This is a genomic window from Pseudoflavonifractor gallinarum (genome assembly GCF_014982855.1).
Taxonomy (GTDB): domain Bacteria; phylum Bacillota; class Clostridia; order Oscillospirales; family Oscillospiraceae; genus Pseudoflavonifractor_A; species Pseudoflavonifractor_A gallinarum.
In genome coordinates this window covers 1-19,479 of record NZ_JADCKF010000005.1, presented here as the reverse complement: position 1 = coordinate 19,479, position 19,479 = coordinate 1, and the positions used below count along the sequence as shown (strand labels likewise).

The window sequence follows — 19,479 nt, the reverse complement described above, 5'->3', positions numbered from 1 at the left end:
CAATCCTTTATATTATAGCATGCCCCCTTTCCCCGGTAAAGGGAAACCGCCCCGCCTGCATCACCTCTTGCATCCCATTCCCCCGCCGTAGTATAATGGGGATACTGCAAGGCGCGGTCCGCTGCGGCGTGCCGCCGTCCGTCCTGGACGGACAACTTTGACTCTCCCATGAAAAGAGGAATGACCCATGGATTACGCAAAGGAATCCCTGAAGCTCCACGCCCAGTGGAAGGGCAAGCTGGAGACCGTCCCCAAGATGGCGGTCGACTCCAAGGAGGCCCTCTCTCTGGCCTACACCCCCGGCGTGGCCCAGCCCTGCCTGGAGATCCAGAAGGACCCCGCCAAGAGCTATGAGCTCACCGGCCGGTGGAACACCGTGGCCGTGGTCACCGACGGCTCCGCCGTACTGGGCCTGGGGGACATCGGCCCCGAGGCCGGTATGCCCGTCATGGAGGGCAAGTGCGTGCTCTTCAAGGCCTTCGGCGATGTGGACGCCATCCCCCTGTGCGTGCGCAGCCAGAATGTGGACGACATCGTGAACACGGTGCGCCTGCTGGCCGGCTCCTTTGGCGGGGTGAACCTGGAGGACATCGCCGCTCCCCGCTGCTTTGAGATCGAGCGCCGTCTGAAGGAGTGCTGCGACATTCCCATCTTCCACGACGACCAGCACGGCACCGCTGTCATCACCCTGGCCGGACTGGTCAACGCCCTCAAGGTGGTGGGCAAGAAGATGGAGGAAGTCCGCATCGTGGTCAACGGCGCGGGCGCCGCCGCCATCGCCATCACCAAGCTTCTCCTCTCCGCCGGGGCCAAGAACATCATCCTGTGCGACCGCACCGGCGCGGTCTACGCCGGCCGGGAGAAGGGCATGAACTGGGTCAAGGAGGAGATCGCCCAGGTCACCAACCTGGAGAAGAAGAGCGGCTCCCTGGCCGACGTGCTGGCCGGTGCCGACGTGTTCATCGGCGTCTCCGCCCCCGGCGTCCTCACCGGCGACATGGTGCGCACCATGGCCAAGGACCCCATCCTCTTCGCCTGCGCCAACCCCACCCCCGAGATTTTCCCGGAGGAGGCCAAGGCCGCCGGCGCCGCCGTCATGGCCACCGGCCGGAGCGACTACCCCAACCAGATCAACAACGTCCTGGCCTTCCCCGGCATCTTCCGGGGCGCCTTCGACGTGCGGGCCAGCGACATCAACGATGCCATGAAGGTGGCCGCCGCCAAGGCCCTTGCCTCCCTCATCAGCGAGGACGAGCTTTCCCCCGAGTATATCATCCCCGCCGCCTTTGACCCCCGCGTGAAGGACGCGGTGGCCAAGGCTGTGGCCGAGGCCGCCCGTCAGTCCGGCGTGGCCCGGATCTGATCGCTCCTCCGACACCACAGCGCAAAATCCCTCCGGTGCCAACGCGCCGGAGGGATTTTTTTGCCCCCTTGAAACTTTGTCCTTTTTTGCGGGAACTTTTTCTCCCGCCCTCTCGTCCAATTTCATGCAGCCGGGATTCCGGCGCAAATCTGATTTCATCTTGTATTTTTAAAAGGAGTTATGACACATATGAATCACCGCTTTTCCTCTCTGGCCCTGGCCGGCCTCCTCACCGCCGGTCTTCTGACCGGCTGCGGCGCCTCCACGCCCCCCTCCACGCCCTCGCCCGATCCCTCCGCGCCGGTGGTCTCCGAGACCCCCGCGCCCCTTCCCAGCGAGAGCCTCCTCCCCTCGGAGACCCCCGCGCCCGAGGCCACTCCCTCCGCCGCGCCGGAGAGCTCCTCCGCCCCCAGCACCGCACCTTCTTCCAAGCCCAGCGCGCAGCCCACGGCCAAACCCACCGCCAAGCCCACGGCGAAGCCGACGGCCAAGCCCACCCCCACTCCGGCCCCCACGCCCACGCCCGCTCCCGCCACCTCCGCGGTGGACTCTGTGTGGAATGAGATCGCCAAGAGCTCCGATCTCCCCTCCCTCAGCGACGTGGATGCCGCCACGCTGGAGGCGGTCTACGGCATCTCCTCCGACGATCTGGTGGACTATGTCTGTAAGATCCCCCTCATCAATGTGACGGCCACCGAGTACTTCATCGCCGAGGTCAAGGATGGCAAGATGGACAGCGTGAAGGCCTCTCTGGAGGCCCGCCAGGATGCCCTGGACCAGCAGTGGAGCCAGTACCTCCCCGAGCAGTATGAGCTGGTGAAGAACTACCAGCTGGTGACCAATGGCAACTACGTCCTCTTCGTGGTGAGCGAGTACGCCGACGAGGCGGTTTCTGCCTTCAACACCTATACAAAGTAAGAAATATCGGGTATACTAAGCAGGCGTCCGGCGGCGGCCGTGCCCCGGACGTCTGCTATTTTTCCTTTGGAAGGTGATTGTGATTGGTCTTTTCCAGCCTGTATTTTCTCTTTTTGTACCTGCCAGTGGTCCTTCTGGCCTATTATGTGACGCCTCTGAAATGGCGCAACGCCGTACTCCTCCTCTTCAACCTGATCTTCTACGGCTGGGGGGAGCCCAAGTACATCCTCATCATGTTTGCCTCCATCGCCATCGACTACACCCATGGCATGCTGGTCACCCGGTGCAAGGCCAAGGGCAATGACCGGGGCGCCCGGATGGCGGTGGCCTCCTCGGTGATCTTCAATCTGGCCCTGCTCTTCTTCTTCAAGTACTGGGACTTCCTGGCCCAGTCCCTGGCGGCCGTGGGCCTGCCCTTCATGCCGGTGCTGAACATCCGCCTGCCCATCGGCATCTCCTTCTATACCTTCCAGACCATGAGCTACACCATCGACGTCTACCGGGGGGATGCCCGGTGCCAGCGCAACGTCATCACCTTCAGCACCTTCGTCACCCTCTTCCCCCAGCTCATCGCCGGTCCCATCATCAAGTACAAGGACCTGGACGACCAGCTGGAGCACCGCACTCACTCCCCGGAGCAGTTTGCCTCCGGCGTGCAGGTCTTCGTGGTGGGTCTGGCCAAGAAGGTGCTGCTGGCCAACAACCTGGGCATGCTCTGGGACGCCTACAAGGCCATGCCCGTGAGCGAGCTGACCACGGCGGGGGCCTGGCTGGGCATCGTGGCCTTCTCCCTCCAGCTCTACTTTGACTTCTCGGGCTACTCCGACATGGCCATCGGCCTGGGCCGGATGCTGGGCTTTGAGTTTATCCCCAACTTCAACTACCCCTATATCTCCAAGTCCATCACCGAGTTCTGGCGGCGGTGGCACATGTCTCTGGGCACCTGGTTCCGGGAGTACCTCTACATCCCCCTGGGCGGCAACCGGGTGAGCAAGCCCCGGCTCCTCTTCAACCTCCTGGTGGTGTGGGCCGCCACCGGCATCTGGCATGGAGCCAGCTGGAACTTCCTGATCTGGGGCCTCTACTTCGCCGTGCTGCTGATCGTGGAGAAATTCTTCCTGCTCCAGTATCTCAAGCGCCTGCCCGCCGCCCTTCAGCACCTTTACGCCCTCTTCTTCGTACTGGTGAGCTGGGCCATCTTCGCTGTGGAGGACTTCTCCCACATGGGGGCCTACCTGGGCGCCATGTTCGGCATGGCCCAGGGCGGTCTGGCCGACCCCGCCTTCGGCTACTACCTGCGCTCCTACGGCCTGACCCTGCTGGTGGGGTGCGTGGCCTCCCTGCCCCTGGGGGCGGGTCTGTGGCGCCGCCTCCGGGAGCGGCCCCGGCTGGTCCTCCTCCCCATTCTGGTGCTGGCCGGCCTCCTCTTCTCCACCGCCTATCTGGTGGATGCCACCTATAACCCCTTCCTCTATTTCCGTTTCTAATAGGAGGTATGTTTGTATGAGCAAGCGTTACTGTATCTTCCTCTCGGCTCTGTTCTGCGCCTTCCTGGCGGTCTTTCTGGTGGCGGGCGCGGTGAGCCCCGACCAGTCCTTCTCCCAGCTGGAGAACCGCACCCTTCAGCAGCTCCCCACCCCCACGGTGGAGACCGTGCTCAACGGCAAGTTCATGTCCGACTTTGAGACCTACACCACCGACCAGTTCCCCGGCCGGGACGCCTGGGTGGACCTGAAGGCCCGCACCGAGAAAGCCATGGGCAAGCAGGAGAACAACAGCGTGTACTTCTGCAAGGAGGACACCCTCATCACCCGCTTTGACACCCCGGACGCCCAGAACGTGGCCAACAACCTGAGCTATGTGGACCAGTTTGCCCAGAAGGCGGGCGTGCCCGTCTACTTCTCCCTCATTCCCGGCGCGGCGGAGATCTGGTCCGACCGCCTGCCCGAGGGCGCGCCCAACGCCAGTCAGAAGGCCGTCATCGACCAGGCCGCCTCCACGCTGAAGAACGCCCTGGTCTATGACACCTACTCTGTTATGGACGCCCACAGCGACGAGGACATCTACTACCGCACCGACCACCACTGGACGAGCCTGGGCGCCTACTACGGCTACACCGCCCTCATGGACGCCCTGGGGATGGAGGCCGTGCCCCTCTCCAACTACACCAAGACCACCGTGTCCGACTCCTTCTACGGCACCATCTTCTCCTCCTCCGGCGTGCGCTGGGTCCGCCCCGACTGCATCGACACCTATGTGCCCGCCGACGGCATCACCGTCACCTCCCACACCTATGACAACAAGGGCAACCCGGTGGAGGAGGAGCGTCCCCTCTACGACACCTCCTTCCTGAGCGTCAAGGACAAGTACTCCATGTTCCTGGGCGGCAACCAGCCCCTGGCCGTGGTGCGCACCCCCCACACCGACGCCCCCAAGCTCCTCATCGTGCGGGATTCCTACACCGACAGCCTGGTCCCCTTCCTGACCGCCCACTTCTCGGAGATCCATCTGGTGGACCCCCGCTACTACAAGCTCTCGGTGGCCGACTACATCCAGGAGAACGGCATCGACGAGGCCCTGGTCCTCTACAGCGTCTCCAACTTCGTCACCGACAAGAACCTGGTCTGGCTGGCCAAATAAACACCCAATCAAAAAGCGCATGTCCCTACCGGGACATGCGCTTTTTCTTACAATCAGGCCAGTTCGGCCAGTTTGGCGGCATAGGCCTCATAGTCGGCCTGCCAGTCGGCGTCCTCCGACTCGGCGAAGAGGTCCGGATAGCGCCGGTTCATCAGGTAGGCGAAATAGTCGGTGAACTTCACCGCGCCCCCGCCGTTCAGATGGCGCTGGTCATAGAAGTCGTCCAGCGTCAGCCCCATCTCCTGGTAGCTGTTGTTGAAGTCGTCAAAGGGCACCCCCCGCTCGGCGGCGATGCGCGCCACCTCCTCCATGCGCAAGCGCTGGGTCTCCTCCAGCGCGGTGTTGGAGGGGGCCTTGATGAGCCACAGGTCGATCCCCCGGGACTGGCACAGGTCGATGATCCGGTTGAGCCAGTAGACATTCTTCTCGCTCAAGGCCCCGCTCTCCCCCTCCTCGGGCGGGATGGTCTCGGGCCGGACGGCCTGTCCGGGGAGGAGCACATAGCCCTTGTAGGGGTCGTGGAGGTCCTCCTTCCGGGTGTGGTAGTCCTCCTCCTCCAGCTCATCCCAGCGGCCGTGGTACATCATGAAGTTCCACAGCAGAGGGGCCCGCTCCCCCTTGGGGGCGGATACCTTGGCCAGGGCCACCTTGTCCAGGGAGAAGCGCAGGTCGTCCATATAGGAGAAGTTCACCCCGTTGTCGTGGTACTCCGTGTTGTTGCCCATCATGTTGCACTCCACCACCACCAGCTGGGGGGACTGGTACTTGAGGGCCTCCTTCAGATAGGTATAGGTGGCCCACATGGGCTGGAGCTGGGTGGCAAAGACATAGCTCTTCACCCCGGTCTCATGCCACAGCTCCAGGGGCGAGAGGGAGGCGTAGATGTGGGAGGAGCCGAAGAACATGGCAGTGAACTCCCCCCGGGGCTCGTTGTAGAACCCGCCGATCTTGTTGGTCATGTCCCAGGGGCCCTCCAGGGACTTGCGGGCAAAGATCCAGGTGATCGGCCCCGCCGTCAGCACCAGCAGCAGGAAGAGGGCCAGGCCGCTGAGCAGGAATTTTTTCGTGGATGACAAGGCGCACTCCTCCTTAGAACTGGAAGTAGATGAACTGGGACGCGGAGAAGCCCGGCCCATAGATGCCGAAGATCAGGATCACATACACCGCCAGCAGGTAGCACACCCACCGCACAGGCAGGGGCAGGCGCACCAGCCCGCGCCGCAGCTCCACCCCCGCGTTGTTGCACAGGTCCACCGCCATGAGGACCAGGATGGAGAGGAACATGAGGCGCAGCTCGGCCCCCTCCAGTCCCAGGGTGAAGCCCTCGCCCACCGCGGCGCCGCCCGCCAGAAGGACGCGGAGCATGTCCACCGCCGTGGAGAAGGAGGGCGCCCGGAAAAAGAGCCAGGCAAAGTCGATGAGCACAAAGGTGATCCCCACCCGGAGGACCTGCCAGAGCCGTCCGGAGCGGTCGATCTTCAATGCGGCGCACAGCCGCTCCCGGGCGGGACGGAGGATCTCCCCCACCACCTGGTAGACTCCGTTGAGGCCGCCCCACACCACATAGTTCCAGCTGGCCCCGTGCCACAGGCCGGAGGCCAGGAAGGTGACCAGGTTGTTGAAATACTTGCGTCTCTTTCCCTTCCGGTTGCCCCCCAGGGGGATGTAGAGGTAGTCCCGGAACCAGGTGGACAGGGAGATGTGCCACCGCCGCCAGAACTCCCCGCAGGATTTGGAGAGATAGGGCTGGCGGAAGTTCTCCATCAGGGAGAAGCCCATCACCTTGGCCGCGCCGATGGCAATATTGGAGTACCCCCCGAAGTCACAGTAGATCTGGAAGGCGAAGAGCACGGTGCCCAGCACGATGGCCCAGGCCGGCATCTCCTGGTAGTGGTCAAAGATCTGGTCCACCACGATGGAGACCCGGTCGGCCACCACCATCTTCTCAAAGAGGCCCCACAGCATGAGGAGGAGCCCGTCCCGGGCCCGGAGGGGGTCAAAGGTGTGCTCCTCATGGACCTGGTGGAGCAGGTTCTTGGAGCGCTCGATGGGTCCGGCCACCAGCTGGGGGAAGAAGGAGACGAAGAGGGCGTAGCGGAAGAAATTCTTCTCGGCCTCCACCTCGCCCCGGTACACGTCCATGGTGTAGCTCAGGGCCTGGAAGGTATAGAAGGAGATGCCCACGGGCAGGATCACATCAAAGACCGGCTTGTGCAGGGCGATCCCGCCCAGGGCGAAGAGGGCCTCCACATTGTCCCAGAAGAAGCCCCAGTATTTGAAGAAGAAGAGGATGGCCAGGTTGGAGAGAAAGCTCAGGGTCACCCACAGCCGGCGCAATCGCCGGCGCTTTTCCCCGTCCTCCACCTGCCCCGCCCGCTGGAGGAGCAGTCCGCTCACAAAGGTGATGCCGGTGGACAGGGCCATGAGCAGGGCGTACCGGGGGTTCCAGCACATATAGAAATAGTAGCTGGTCGCCAGAAGCCACACCCAGCGCACCCGGTGGGGCAGCAGGAAGTAGGCCAGGGTGACTATGGGGAAAAAGATGAGGAAATCCAGGGAGTTGAAAAGCATGGGTTCCTTCCTCCAGTCGCGCTTGGTGGGGTCGAAAGACCCGCAGTTTTTTTATTATATCACAGCTCCCCGCATAAATCATCTCCTTTCTGGGGTGCCGCCCCTTCTGCCCCCTTGCCTCCCCATGGGAAAGATGCTAAAATGAATTGTTATCCCAGATTTCAGCTTTGTGAGGTGATTCCGCCATGACCCGCGCGGAAGCTTTTGAATTTCTCGACCGGACCGCAAGAGGCATCGCGGAAATGTTCGGCTCTTCCTGTGAGACCCTGGTCCACGATATGGGAGACCCCAAGCATCCCATCCTCTCCATCTACAACGGCCATGTGTCGGGGCGCACGGTGGGCTCCACCATGGACATCCTGGGCACCGCCAAGGAGCTGGACATGACCGCCCTGACCACCGACTTCGTCAACCTCTACGCCACCACCCCCTCGGGCCAGCAGATCAAGAGCAGTACCTTCCACATCATCCAGGAGGGGAAGGACGGCTACAACCTGGCCCTGGGCATCAACTTTGACTACACCTCCCTGGTGTACGCCAACCGCATCCTGGTGGACCTGATGAATGCCGAGGCCGATCTCCAGAGCGCCATGTGGCAGGGCGGGGACAGCCGCCTGGCCGACATCTTTGATGAGTGCATTGCCGCCGTTGGGAAGCCGGTCTCTTCCCTGACCAAAAAGGACCGCATGAAGGTCATCGCCCTGCTGGATCAGAAGAACGCCTTCTCCTTCCGCAAGTCGGTGCCCTTCGTATCCAAGCGGCTCCAGGTCTCCCGCTATACTGTGTACAAATACCTGGGAGAGCTGGCCGAGCAGGGCGGCGGCGACGCCGACGAGCCCGGTGAGCTCTGACCCATCTGCAAGGAGGAATTTACCATGTACGAGGAACAGATCCACGCCTATTTTGACGACCCCAAGGCCCGTGAGACCCTCATCGCGGCCATCTCCCGCCTGGTGGCGGTCAAGAGCGTCCGGGGCGAGGCCCAGCCCGGCATGCCCTACGGCCCCGGCCCCGCCGCCGCTCTGGCCGAGGGCCTGAAGCTGGCCGGCGAGTGGGGTTTTCACACCGAGAACCATGAGAACCAGGTGGGCACCGCCGACCTGAACGACAAGGAGACCCGCCTGCACATCCTGGGCCACCTGGACGTGGTGGGCGAGGGCAAGGGCTGGTCCACCGACCCCTACACCTGTGTGGAAAAGGACGGCATGCTCTACGGCCGCGGCGTCTCCGACGACAAGGGCCCCGTGGTCTGCGCTCTGATGGCCATGAAGGCCATCCGGGAGCTGGGCCTTCCCCTCTCGGCCAACGTGCGCCTGCTCATGGGCACCGATGAGGAGAGCGGCTCGGGCGACATCGCCTACTACTACTCCAAGCACCCCTTCGCCCCCTACGCCTTCACCCCTGACGCCGACTTCCCGGTCATCCACATCGAGAAGGGCCACTACCACCCCTCCTTCGGCAAGCGCTGGGCTGCGGAGACCGCTCTGCCCCGGGTGACCGGCCTGAAGGGCGGCTTCCGCACCAACGTGGTGCCCCCCGAGGCCGAGTGCGTGGTCTCCGGTCTCACCCCCGCCCAGGTGGAGGAGGCGGCCGGAGCGGTGGCCGCTGCCACCCACACCCCCTTCACCGTCACCGCCGAGGGAGAGTCCGTGCGCATCCACTGCGCCGGTCAGAACGCCCACGCCGCCTCCCCCGATGACGGGCGCAACGCCATCTCGGGCCTCCTGGAGCTGCTGGCGCGCCTCCCCCTGGCCGAGTGCGAGAGCACCCAGGCCCTCCGGTCCATGCACACCCTCTTCCCCTTCGGCGACACCCGCGGCAAGGCCCTGGGCATCGCCAAGGAGGACGCCGAGTCCGGCCCCCTCACCCTGAATCTGGCCCTCATGGAGCTGGACGGGGAGGGCTTCTCCGCCAAGTTCGACGTGCGCTACCCGGTCTCCTCCAACGAGGACAACTGCAAGAAGGCCTGTGAGGAAAGCCTGGCCCGCCACGGCATCGCGGTCACCGCCGACCCGGACATGACCAGCGTCCACTGCGTCCCCGCCGACTCCAAGCTGGTGACCACCCTGATGGAGAGCTATCAGACCTTCTCCGGGGACACCCAGTCCAAGCCCCTGGCCATCGGCGGCGGCACCTATGTCCACGACATCCCCGGCGGCGTGGCCTTCGGCTGTGTCTTCCCCGGCTTTGATCCCAAGATGCATGCCCCCGACGAGCAGGCCAATGTGGAGCAGCTCCTGTGCGCCTGCAAGATCTTTACCCACGCCATCGTGGAGCTATGTAAGTAAATAGCTCCCTTCTCCGCGCCCTGTCCGCTCTCGGATGGGGCGCGGTTTTTTTGCCGGGAGCCGCGCCTGTTCGGCGGGAACGCCCCTTTCTTCGCGAAGAAAGGGGCGGAAAGAAGGCCCGGGGGAAGACTCCCCCGGCCCCCTCCCATTTTTCCTGGCAAAGACCAGAACACCGGGTGGCCGGGGGGCATGGCCTGACGGTATCCACACCTGGGAGGTCCCGGTTGCGTGGGGCCCCGAGTCACCCCCACGCCTCAATTCCGGGCAGCTGCCGCGCCGGTTTTGGGTATGGTGTCTCGCACAGCCAAAGATAAACCCCCCATCCGAACGGATGGGGGGCAGTGCATTTTTGAGAAACTTTTTATCTGTGGTAGAGCTTGTTGGTCTCGTACTGGGGCTCGGTGGTCAGGTGCATGCCCAGCTTGGAGTAGGTAGAGTTGTCCACCTGGGAGAGGATCACGGTGGAATGTGCCTCGCAGCCCCGCAGCTTGGAGAGCTGGGCCAGGGCCTTGGCGGCCACCGGGTCGGCGGCGGCCGAGATGGCCAGGGCGATGAGGGTCTCGTCGCTGTGGATGCGGGGGTTGTTGGAGCCCAGGTGCTTGACCTTTACGGTCTGGATGGGGGTGAGGGCCTCGGGGGAGATCAGATGGTACTCGTGCTCGATGCCGGCCAGCACCTTGAGGGCGTTGAGCAGGGCGGCGGAGCAGGCACCCAGGAGTTCGGTGGTCTTGCCGGTGACCACCTGGCCGTCGGGCAGCTCGATGGCGAAGGCCGGGTTTCCGGTCTCCTCGGCCACCTGGAGGGAGGCGGCGATGACCGGGCGCTGGGCAGCGCTGGCCTTGGCCTGCTGCATGAGCAGCTCCAGCTTGTACACCAGGGAATCGTCGGCCTTGCCCTGGCGGCGGTCGCTCAGGCCGTTGTAGTAGCGGCGGATGATCTCCTGCCGGGCGGCGTCCTGGACGGCCTCGTCGTCAAAGATGCAGTTGCCCGCCATGTTCACGCCCATGTCGGTGGGGGACTTGTAGGGGCACTCCCCCATGATCTTCTCAAACATGGCCGAGAGCACCGGGAAGATCTCCACGTCCCGGTTGTAGTTGACGGTGGTCTTGCCGTAGGCCTGGAGGTGGAAGGGGTCGATGACGTTCACATCCCCCAGGTCGGCGGTGGCGGCCTCATAGGCCAGGTTCACCGGGTGCTGGAGGGGCAGGTTCCAGATGGGGAAGGTCTCGAACTTGGCGTAGCCGGCCTTGACGCCCCGCTTGTACTCATGGTAGAGCTGGGACAGGCACACCGCCATTTTGCCGCTGCCCGGGCCGGGGGCGGTGACCACCGCGAGGGGACGGGTGGTCTCCACATACTCGTTTTTGCCATAGCCCTCGTCGCTGACGATGAGGGGGATGTTGTGGGGGTAGCCGGCGATGGGATAGTGCAGGTACACCCGCAGGCCCAGGTGCTCCATCCGGCGCTTGAAGGCGTCGGCGGCGGGCTGTCCGGCGTACTGAGTGATGACCACGCTGCCCACGAACAGGCCCTGTCCACGGAAGGCGTCGATGAGGCGGAGCACATCCACGTCGTAGGTGATGCCCAGATCGCCCCGCACCTTGTTCTTCTCGATGTCGGAGGCACAGATGGCGATGATGACCTCCACGCTGTCCTTGAGCTGGGTGAGCATACGGATTTTACTGTCGGGCGCAAAGCCGGGCAGCACCCGGGAGGCGTGGTAGTCGTCAAAGAGCTTGCCGCCAAACTCCAGGTAGAGCTTGTTGTCAAACTGGGAGATCCGCTCCTTGATGTGGGCCGACTGCATCTCCAGGTATTTGTCGTTGTCAAAGCCGATCCGGTTCATAATCAGACATTCCCCTCTCTATTCTGATTTTTTCAAATTCAAGTGCGTATTATACCACACCCATACCGCCCTGTATAGGGTGTGCCTCCAATTTCGGCGTATTTCTCCCTTCTCTCCGGGCAATGGTGCTTGTTCCGCCATACAGCGGGGCGCCGGTACCCGTGTACCGGCGCCCCAGGGGTGTAGATCCGATGAAATTCTGCCCAAAAAACCGCGGATCGATCCCCGCTCAGTCCTGCTCCACGTGGCTGCGGATGCGCTCGATGATCATGTCCAGGGCCACGATGTTGTGGCCGCCCTCCAGCACGATGATGTCGGCGCAGCGCTTGGAGGGCTCCACAAACTGCTCGTGCATGGGCTTGACCGTGGTCAGATACTGCTCCACCACCGAGTCCAGGGAGCGGCCCCGCTCCTTCACGTCCCGCAGGATGCGCCGGAGGATGCGCACGTCCGCATCGGTGTCCACAAAGATCTTGATGTCCATCAGGTCCCGCAGCTCTTTGTTCTCGAAGATGAGGATGCCCTCGATGAGGATGACCTTGGTGGGATGCACCTCCACCGTCTCGGCGGAGCGGTTGTGGACGGTATAGTCATAGGTGGGGCAGTGGACGGTCTCTCCCCGGCGCAGGGCCTGGATATCCTGGATCATCCGGTCGGTGTCAAAGGCGTCCGGGTGGTCGTAGTTGAGCTTGCAGCGCTCCTCAAAGGGCATGTCGTCGTGCTGTTTGTAGTAGTTGTCGTGATAGAGCACGCTCACGTGCCCTCCGAAGCGCTCCTTGAGCCGCCGGGTCAGGGTGGTCTTACCGGAACCGGTCCCCCCGGCGATGCCGATGATCATGGTGTCCATAGCTGCTCCTCCGTTCCGTTTTATCCCCGAGATTATATCAAATTTCGCCCCGTGGCGCAAGGCTCGGACACACGCAAAAGCGGCCGGGACCCAAAAGGTCCCGGCCGCTCCGGATACAGAGAATGGATTACTTGGCGTCCAGCTCGGCGCGCTCCTTGGCCTCTTCCTCCACGGTCTTGTTGGGAGCGATGAGGTTGAGGACAAAGGACATGACGCCGGCCACCACCACGGGCTTGGTCAGCAGGGTCTGGACCAGGCTGGGGAAGTTCTCCAGAGCCTGAGTACCCTCCAGGGTGGACAGGCCCATGGCCAGGGCGATGGACACACCCACGATGGTGCTGTTGCGGGCGGTGAGGGGCTCGCTGGTCACCAGCTTGAGGCCGGTGAGGGTGATCATGCCGAACACGATCAGGGTGCCGCCGCCGATGACGGGGGCGGGCAGGGTGGACACCAGGGCACTGAACTTGGGCACCACGCCCAGGGCCAGCATGATGACGGAGGCCACGGTGATGACCCGGCGGCTGACCACCTTGTTCATGGAGACGATGCCCACGTTCTGGCTGTAAGAGGACACGGCGGGCACGCCGAACACGGCGCCCAGCAGGGTTGCAAGGCCGGAGGCCAGCACGCCGCCGGTCAGCTCCTTGCTGGTGGGCTCCCGGTCAAAGCCGCCCACGGTGGTGCCGGTCATGTCGCCCACGGACTGCATCACGTTGACCACGGTGATCAGGACCACGGGGAGCACCATGGACACGTCAAAGACCGGAGCGCCGAAGAAGAAGGGCTTGGGAATGGCGATCCAACCGGCGGAGATCACGCCGTCAAAGCTCACCATGCCCATGCAGACGGCCACGATGTAGCCCACCACGGCGCCCAGGAGAATGGAGGCCATCTTGACCACACCCTTGCCCAGCAGGTTGAAGATCAGCACGGCGGCCAGGGTGATGAAGGCCACGATCCAGTTATTGAGCTGGCCGTAGCTGGGGGAGCTGGCGTTGCCGGCCATGTACTTCAGGGCGATGGGATAGAGGGACAGACCGATGGCCAGGATGATGGTACCGGTCACCACGGTGGGGAAGAACTTATGGAGCTTTCCAACGCAGAAACCCAGCAGAATGGTCACCACCGCGCACAGGATCTGTGCACCGAAGGCGCCCGCCAGGCCGTACTGAGTCGCGATGGGGGTAAACACGGGCACGCAGGTAAAGCCCGCGCAGAAGATGATGGGCAGCTTGGAGCCGACCGGTCCCAGGGGGAAGGCCTGGATCAGGGTGGCCAGAGCGGACATCATCAGGGAGTACTGGATCATCAGGGTCTTGGTGGCCGGATCCGCTCCGGCCGCGCCGGCCACGACGATGGGCACCGTGACGGTTCCCAAGAACATGGCCATGATGTGTTGCAGTGAAATCGGCAGCGCTTTGCGAATGGGAGGTTTGCTGTCGAAGACATACAGAGAACGGCTTGTCTCTTTCGTTCCTGTGGACATAGAAAATGTCTCCTCTCCTTGCAGTGATCTGCATCTTTCAATTTGGGAGGTTGGAGTATATTATCTCTCTCCAAAACTCCTATAGAGATTATAAGACTTTTTTGGTAAATGTGTCAACTTCATAGAAAAACTTTTTTATAGAGATTTCTAAAGTCTGTGGATTCTACCAAAGTTGTTCTCCGTCGCCTCCCGTTCTGTCCTCTCCCCAGACCAGAATGGCAAATTATGAAAATATTCCTGTATAATAATACACTTTTCTATGTCAAAAAACTTTTTAGAAGGTCTCAAAAATAAAACGGTGTACCTTGCTGAACCTGAAAAACCCCGCATATAGAACGAGGCCGCCGGCTATTTGCCGGCGGCCTCTTGTTATTTCCTTGTCACGCTTCCCGTCCCTCCGCAACGGCACACTGTGAACCGCTCCGCAAAAAACACCTTTGGCCAAAGGCCAAACTGCTTTTTTGCCTCCGCGGTCCCCTGTGCGCCTGCTCCGGGACTTCAGCGCTCTGATTTTGTCACGCTTTGCCTGTTCGCGACGGGCGGCTTCCCTCCGTCTCGGGTTCAAAACAAAGCCTGCTTCGCAGTCTTTTGGTTTTTCGCCCTCGCTCCAGTCCATCCGCCCTGCTCACAACGGCTCCGCGCTTCCGTCTTACTTCAGGTTGAAGAAAGCGTCCTTGCCCAGGTACTGCGCCACGTCGCCCTCGTCGCCGCAAAGTCCGCTCCACTCGGGACGCCCAGGTATGGGCATCCCTCCATCCGCTCCCTTGCGTTTCCTCTTCCCCAGCCGGCCCGCTTCGCTGGGCCCGGCCGGGGTACCCCGGAGCTGGGCGACATATAGAACGAGGCCGCCGGCAACTGCCGGCGGCCTCTTATTCCTTTATTACCTTACTTCAGGTTGAAGAAAGCGTCCTTGCCCAGGTACTGCGCCACGTCGCCCAGCTCCTCCTCGATGCGGAGCAGCTGGTTGTACTTGGCCACACGGTCGGTACGGCTGGGAGCGCCGGTCTTGATCTGGCCGGCGTTGGTGGCCACCACGATGTCAGCGATGGTGGTGTCCTCGGTCTCGCCGGAGCGGTGAGAGACCACGGCGGTGTAGCCGGCCCGGTTGGCCATCTGGATGGCGTCCAGGGTCTCGGTCAGAGTGCCGATCTGGTTGACCTTGATGAGGATGGAGTTGGCGATCTTGTTCTCCAGGCCCATCTTCAGGCGCTCGGTGTTGGTGACGAACAGGTCGTCGCCCACCAGCTGGACGCGGCCGCCCAGGGCCTTGGTCAGCATCTGCCAACCCTCCACGTCGTCCTCGCCCATGCAGTCCTCCATGGAGATGATGGGGTAGTTGTCGGCGAACTTCTTCCACATGTTGACCATCTGCTGCTTGGTCATGCTCTTCTTGGCCTTGGGCAGGTCATAGCAGCCGGTCTCCGCGTTGTACCAGTCGGACACAGCGGCGTCGATGGCGATCATGAAGTCCTCGCCGGGCTTGTAGCCGGCCTTCTCGATGGCGGCCACGATGCACTTGAAGGCGTCCTCGTCCTTCTTCAGGTTGGGGGCATAGCCGCCCTCGTCGCCCACGCCGGCGGCGGGGGTGCCGTTCTCCTTCAGGACGCTCTTCAGGGTGTGGAAGACCTCAGCGCACATACGCAGGGCTTCCTTCCAGCAGCAGGCGCCCACGGGCATGATCATGAACTCCTGAATGTCCACGTTGTTGGTGGCGTGCGCGCCGCCGTTGAGGATGTTCATCATGGGCACGGGCAGGACCTTGGCGTTGGTGCCGCCGATATAGTTGTACAGGCTGGTGCCCAGGCTCTCGGCAGCGGCCTTGGCGCAGGCCAGGGAGGCGCCCAGAATGGCGTTGGCGCCCAGGCGGCTCTTGTTGGGGGTGCCGTCCAGGTCGATGAGGGCCTTGTCGATGGCCACCTGATCCAGCACGTTCATGCCGATCAGAGCCTCAGCGATCTCGGTATTCACATTCTCGACCGCGGTGAGCACGCCCTTGCCCAGGTAACGGCCCTTGTCGCCGTCCCGCAGCTCGCAGGCCTCGTGCACGCCGGTGGAAGCGCCCGAAGGCACCGCGGCGCGGCCCATGGTGCCGTCGTCCAGATAGACCTCGACCTCAACGGTGGGATTGCCGCGGGAATCCAGGATCTCACGGCCCAGGACGTCAACGATCTCAATGATCTGCTTCATGGGGAATCTACTCCTTTCTAGTGTGGGAGGGAATCCCTCCCGCCGGCAGTGCCGGCTGCGCCCCGGAAGGGGCTCTCTATCTCTGCCCGGTCCCATCGCGCGAAGGGAGGCCGGCGCGGGCCGGCCGGGCGGGCTGACGCGGGAATATATGGCGGGAAATCGTCCTTAGTTCTCAATCAGAGTCTCGCCGTCCATCTCAGCGGGCTTTTCCAGATTCCCCATGCGGCAGGCCGCATGGGGACCCCGTCTCTTTGCATCTGCCGGGACAAGTGAATTGCCCCGGCATGGGGTGGGCCTGGAAACGCCCTTAATTCTCAATGAGAGTTTCGCCGTCCATCTCAGCGGGCTTTTCCAGGCCCATGAGATCCAGCATGGTGGGGGCGATGTCGGCCAGGCGGCCGTCCCGCAGCTTCACATCGGCGCCCACGATATAGAAGGGCACCAGATTGGTGGTATGGGCGGTATAGGGGGTGGAGCCGTCGGCGTCCAGCATCCGCTCGGCGTTGCCGTGGTCGGCGGTGATGAGGGTCACGCCGCCCATCCGGGAGGTGGCCTCCACCACCTGGTTGACGCACTCGTCCACCGCTTCCACGGCCAGGCGAGCGGCCTCGTACACGCCGGTGTGGCCCACCATGTCGCAGTTGGCGAAGTTGAGGATGATGACGTCATAGTTGCCGCTCTCGATGCGCTTGACGGCCTCGTCGGCCACCTCGTGGGCGCTCATGTCGGGCTTGAGGTCATAGGTGGCCACCTTGGGAGAGGCGATGAGCACCCGGTCCTCCCCGGGGAAGACCTGCTCGGCGCCGCCGTTGAAGAAGAAGGTCACATGGGCGTACTTCTCGGTCTCGGCGATGCGCAGCTGGGTGAGGCCCAGCTTGCTGATATACTCTCCAAAGATATTCTGGAGCTCCTTGTGGGGGAAAGCCACCGACACATTGGGCATGGTGGCGTCATACTCGGTGGTGCACACATAGGTGACGGGCAGGAAGCCCCGCTTGCGCTCCACATCGCCGAAGGCGCTGTCCACGAAGCAGCGGGTGATCTCCCGGGCACGGTCGGGGCGGAAGTTGAAGAAGATGATGGAGTCGCCCTCGTTCACCGTGGCGCCCTTGGTGCAGACCACGGGCTCCACAAACTCGTCGGTCACCCCGGCATCGTAGGACTTCTGAACGGCCTCCACCGGGTCGGCGCAGAAGGGGGCGTCCCCATTGGCCATGGCGTTGTAGGCCCGCTGGACTCGCTCCCAGCGCTTATCCCGGTCCATGGCGTAGAACCGGCCCATGACGGTGGCCACCTGGCCGATGCCCAGCTCCTTGCACTTGGCCACCAGCTGCTCCACATAGCCCTTGCCCGAAGCGGGGGGCACGTCCCGGCCGTCCAGGAAGCAGTGGATATAGACCTTGCTCAGGCCCTGGCGCTTGGCCATCTCCAGCAGGGCGAAGAGATGGGTGATGTGGCTGTGTACGCCGCCGTCGGAGAGCAGACCCATGAGGTGCAGGGCGCTGTTGCGCTCTTTGCAGTCCCCCATGGCCTCCAGATAGGCGGTGTTCTCAAAGAAAGACCCGTCCTGAATGGCTTTGGTGATCCGGGGCAGGTCCTGGAAGACCACCCGGCCCGCACCGATGTTGGTGTGGCCCACCTCACTGTTGCCCATCTGCCCCTCGGGCAGGCCCACGTCCAGGCCGGAGGCCGAGAGTTTGCACCCCGGGCAGGAGGCAAAGATCCGGTCCAGGTTGGGCGTGCGGGCGTTGGTGATGGCGTTGCCCTTTTCCACATCGGTCAGGCCAAATCCGTCCATAATGATGAGGGTAGTCGGCGTTTTACTCATAGATAAACCTCGGTTCTGACAAAATGAAGAAGAGCGGCGCGTTCTGGGCCCTCCTTGGAGGACGGGTCCGCCCGCCGCCGCAGGCTTACTCCTGGTTGGCAGCGTTGACGATCTGTACGAAGTCGGGGGCCTTCAGGGCAGCGCCGCCGATGAGGCCGCCGTCCACGTCGGGCTGAGCCAGCAGCTCGTGGGCGTTCTTGGCGTTCATGGAGCCGCCGTACTGGATGGTCACGGAGCGGGCCACGCGGGCGCCGTAGAGCTTGCGGATGACGGCGCGGATGGACTCGCACACCTCGCCGGCCTGCTCGGCCGTGGCGGTCTTGCCGGTTCCGATGGCCCACAGGGGCTCATAGGCGATGACCACATGGCGCATCTTCTCGGCGGGCACGCCGGCCAGCGCGGCCTTCACCTGATAGGAGATCAGGTCCATGGTCACGCCCAGCTCACGCTGCTCCAGGCTCTCGCCCACGCACACGATGGGGTACAGGCCGGCCTCCAGGGCGGCGTGAACCTTCTTGTTGACGGTGAAATCGGTCTCATTGTAGTAGCTGCGGCGCTCGGAGTGGCCGATGATGACATACTTCACGCCCAGCTCCTTGAGCATTTCCGCGGAGACCTCGCCGGTGTAGGCGCCGTGAGACTCGTAGTGAACGTTCTCCGCGCCGATGGCCACACGGCACTCCTTGAACAGGCGGACGGCGGCGGGGATGTTCACGTAGGGAACACACAGCACCACCTCGCACCACTTGGGCTTGCCCAGCAGGGGCTTGAGCTCTTCGGCAAAAGCGCGGGTCTCGGAGAGGGTCTTGTTCATCTTCCAGTTGCCGGCGATGATGGTCTTGCGGTATCTTCTGTTCATGGCTGTTTGGCCTCCTCAAAAATGCTTCTTTCCGTTGGCGTTTCAAAACGACTTTTGCAGAACTACGCCGCTGAAATCTCGGTAAACGGGGCGCAGGATGACACATGCGGCCCAATTCAATTATTTTACGTTATTTTTCAAACTTGTCAAGCGAAAAATCGAAAATAGTGCACTTCTGCTTTCAAAAACATCGTTTTTTCCGCGAAGCATCCGGTTGGTCGGGCATGGAAGACGGCCAGACCATCCCGCCCTGCATCCCTCCCGGGTAAAACCCGGGGCGGGATGGGCTATTTTTCAGGCGTGGTACGCCTGCCGGGGACGGTGACTCCGCCCGGCATGAAACTTTTTACTTGTCCAGCAGGCAGGCCACGCCGGGCGTCGTCGCCGCAAAGTCCGCTTCCTCCGTTTCCCGCTTTATGCGGAAAACTCCGTCCGCTCCCTTGCGGCTCCTCTCCCCATGTGACCCGCTCCGCTGGGCTCACATGGGGTCCCCCGGGAGCTGCCCGGCACGAAACTTTCTTACTTGTCCAGCAGGCAGGCCACGCCGGGCGTCGTCGCCGCAAAGTCCGCTTCCTCCGTTTCCCGCTTTATGCGGAAAACTCCGTCCGCTCCCTTGCGGCTCCTCTCCCCATGTGACCCGCTCCGC

14 protein-coding genes are annotated in these 19,479 nt (G+C 62.8%); 6 read left to right on the top strand and 8 right to left on the bottom strand.

From position 1 onward, the window contains the following. The first annotated feature begins 187 nt into the window (after positions 1-187). The 4 genes from INF37_RS06560 to INF37_RS06545 all read left to right on the top strand — a co-directional run bounded on the left by INF37_RS06560 (position 188) and on the right by INF37_RS06545 (position 4,921). Positions 188-1,363, top strand: a complete 1,176-nt coding sequence (locus INF37_RS06560; RefSeq protein WP_193537220.1) for an NAD(P)-dependent malic enzyme — start codon at positions 188-190, stop codon at positions 1,361-1,363. A 189-nt stretch (positions 1,364-1,552) separates the two neighbouring features. Continuing rightward, entirely contained in the window at positions 1,553-2,281 is a 729-nt protein-coding gene (locus INF37_RS06555) for a DUF4358 domain-containing protein (RefSeq protein ID WP_193537218.1), read from the top strand. Positions 2,282-2,364: 83 nt separating this feature from the next. Then, complete coding sequence (locus tag INF37_RS06550) at positions 2,365-3,768, top strand: MBOAT family O-acyltransferase (RefSeq protein ID WP_101691828.1); 1,404 nt, start codon at positions 2,365-2,367, stop codon at positions 3,766-3,768. A 16-nt stretch (positions 3,769-3,784) separates the two neighbouring features. After that, a complete protein-coding gene (locus INF37_RS06545) occupies positions 3,785-4,921 on the top strand; it encodes a DHHW family protein (protein WP_101691827.1) in 1,137 nt (378 codons plus the stop codon). Positions 4,922-4,974: 53 nt separating this feature from the next. Here the strand turns inward: INF37_RS06545 and INF37_RS06540 are convergent, their stop codons facing one another. Beyond that, the gene (locus tag INF37_RS06540; protein ID WP_193537216.1) at positions 4,975-5,997 is read right to left on the bottom strand and encodes a hypothetical protein; all 1,023 of its coding nucleotides are present in this window, start codon (positions 5,995-5,997) and stop codon (positions 4,975-4,977) included. Positions 5,998-6,010: 13 nt separating this feature from the next. Continuing rightward, positions 6,011-7,492: an MBOAT family O-acyltransferase gene (locus INF37_RS06535; RefSeq protein WP_193537214.1), complete on the bottom strand. Its 1,482-nt coding sequence runs from the start codon at positions 7,490-7,492 to the stop codon at positions 6,011-6,013. Positions 7,493-7,677: 185 nt separating this feature from the next. Here INF37_RS06535 and INF37_RS06530 point away from each other — a divergent pair, with 185 nt between their 5' ends. Next, positions 7,678-8,343 carry a helix-turn-helix transcriptional regulator gene (locus tag INF37_RS06530; RefSeq protein WP_193537211.1) on the top strand — a complete coding sequence of 222 codons (666 nt, stop codon included), beginning with the start codon at positions 7,678-7,680 and terminating at the stop codon, positions 8,341-8,343. 24 nt (positions 8,344-8,367) lie between these two features. Then, complete coding sequence (locus tag INF37_RS06525) at positions 8,368-9,780, top strand: Sapep family Mn(2+)-dependent dipeptidase (protein ID WP_186963441.1); 1,413 nt, start codon at positions 8,368-8,370, stop codon at positions 9,778-9,780. A gap of 361 nt (positions 9,781-10,141) precedes the next feature. Here the strand turns inward: INF37_RS06525 and INF37_RS06520 are convergent, their stop codons facing one another. The 6 genes from INF37_RS06520 to tpiA all read right to left on the bottom strand — a co-directional run bounded on the left by INF37_RS06520 (position 10,142) and on the right by tpiA (position 18,833). After that, the gene (locus INF37_RS06520) at positions 10,142-11,626 is read right to left on the bottom strand and encodes a DUF1846 domain-containing protein (RefSeq protein ID WP_101691822.1); all 1,485 of its coding nucleotides are present in this window, start codon (positions 11,624-11,626) and stop codon (positions 10,142-10,144) included. Positions 11,627-11,855: 229 nt separating this feature from the next. Beyond that, positions 11,856-12,473, bottom strand: coding sequence for a uridine kinase (gene udk, locus INF37_RS06515; RefSeq protein WP_101691821.1), 618 nt, complete (start codon positions 12,471-12,473; stop codon positions 11,856-11,858). A 127-nt stretch (positions 12,474-12,600) separates the two neighbouring features. Then, the gene (locus INF37_RS06510) at positions 12,601-13,959 is read right to left on the bottom strand and encodes a uracil-xanthine permease family protein (RefSeq protein WP_101691820.1); all 1,359 of its coding nucleotides are present in this window, start codon (positions 13,957-13,959) and stop codon (positions 12,601-12,603) included. Positions 13,960-14,844: 885 nt separating this feature from the next. Next, complete coding sequence (gene eno / locus INF37_RS06505) at positions 14,845-16,146, bottom strand: phosphopyruvate hydratase (RefSeq protein ID WP_101691819.1); 1,302 nt, start codon at positions 16,144-16,146, stop codon at positions 14,845-14,847. A gap of 307 nt (positions 16,147-16,453) precedes the next feature. After that, positions 16,454-17,974 (bottom strand): 2,3-bisphosphoglycerate-independent phosphoglycerate mutase, encoded by a 1,521-nt coding sequence (gene gpmI, locus INF37_RS06500; protein ID WP_186963445.1) that lies wholly within the window; start codon positions 17,972-17,974, stop codon positions 16,454-16,456. 85 nt (positions 17,975-18,059) lie between these two features. Then, a complete protein-coding gene (gene tpiA / locus INF37_RS06495) occupies positions 18,060-18,833 on the bottom strand; it encodes a triose-phosphate isomerase (RefSeq protein ID WP_101691817.1) in 774 nt (257 codons plus the stop codon). Positions 18,834-19,479: the final 646 nt, after the last annotated feature.

Coding starts and splice junctions, on each gene's coding strand:
- INF37_RS06560 (WP_193537220.1), top strand. CDS start 188: ATGGATTACGCAAAGGAATCCCTGAAGCTCCACGCCCAGTGGAAGGGC.
- INF37_RS06555 (WP_193537218.1), top strand. CDS start 1,553: ATGAATCACCGCTTTTCCTCTCTGGCCCTGGCCGGCCTCCTCACCGCC.
- INF37_RS06545 (WP_101691827.1), top strand. CDS start 3,785: ATGAGCAAGCGTTACTGTATCTTCCTCTCGGCTCTGTTCTGCGCCTTC.
- INF37_RS06535 (WP_193537214.1), bottom strand. CDS start 7,492: ATGCTTTTCAACTCCCTGGATTTCCTCATCTTTTTCCCCATAGTCACC.
- INF37_RS06530 (WP_193537211.1), top strand. CDS start 7,678: ATGACCCGCGCGGAAGCTTTTGAATTTCTCGACCGGACCGCAAGAGGC.
- INF37_RS06525 (WP_186963441.1), top strand. CDS start 8,368: ATGTACGAGGAACAGATCCACGCCTATTTTGACGACCCCAAGGCCCGT.
- INF37_RS06520 (WP_101691822.1), bottom strand. CDS start 11,626: ATGAACCGGATCGGCTTTGACAACGACAAATACCTGGAGATGCAGTCG.
- udk (WP_101691821.1), bottom strand. CDS start 12,473: ATGGACACCATGATCATCGGCATCGCCGGGGGGACCGGTTCCGGTAAG.
- INF37_RS06510 (WP_101691820.1), bottom strand. CDS start 13,959: ATGTCCACAGGAACGAAAGAGACAAGCCGTTCTCTGTATGTCTTCGAC.
- eno (WP_101691819.1), bottom strand. CDS start 16,146: ATGAAGCAGATCATTGAGATCGTTGACGTCCTGGGCCGTGAGATCCTG.
- gpmI (WP_186963445.1), bottom strand. CDS start 17,974: ATGAGTAAAACGCCGACTACCCTCATCATTATGGACGGATTTGGCCTG.
- tpiA (WP_101691817.1), bottom strand. CDS start 18,833: ATGAACAGAAGATACCGCAAGACCATCATCGCCGGCAACTGGAAGATG.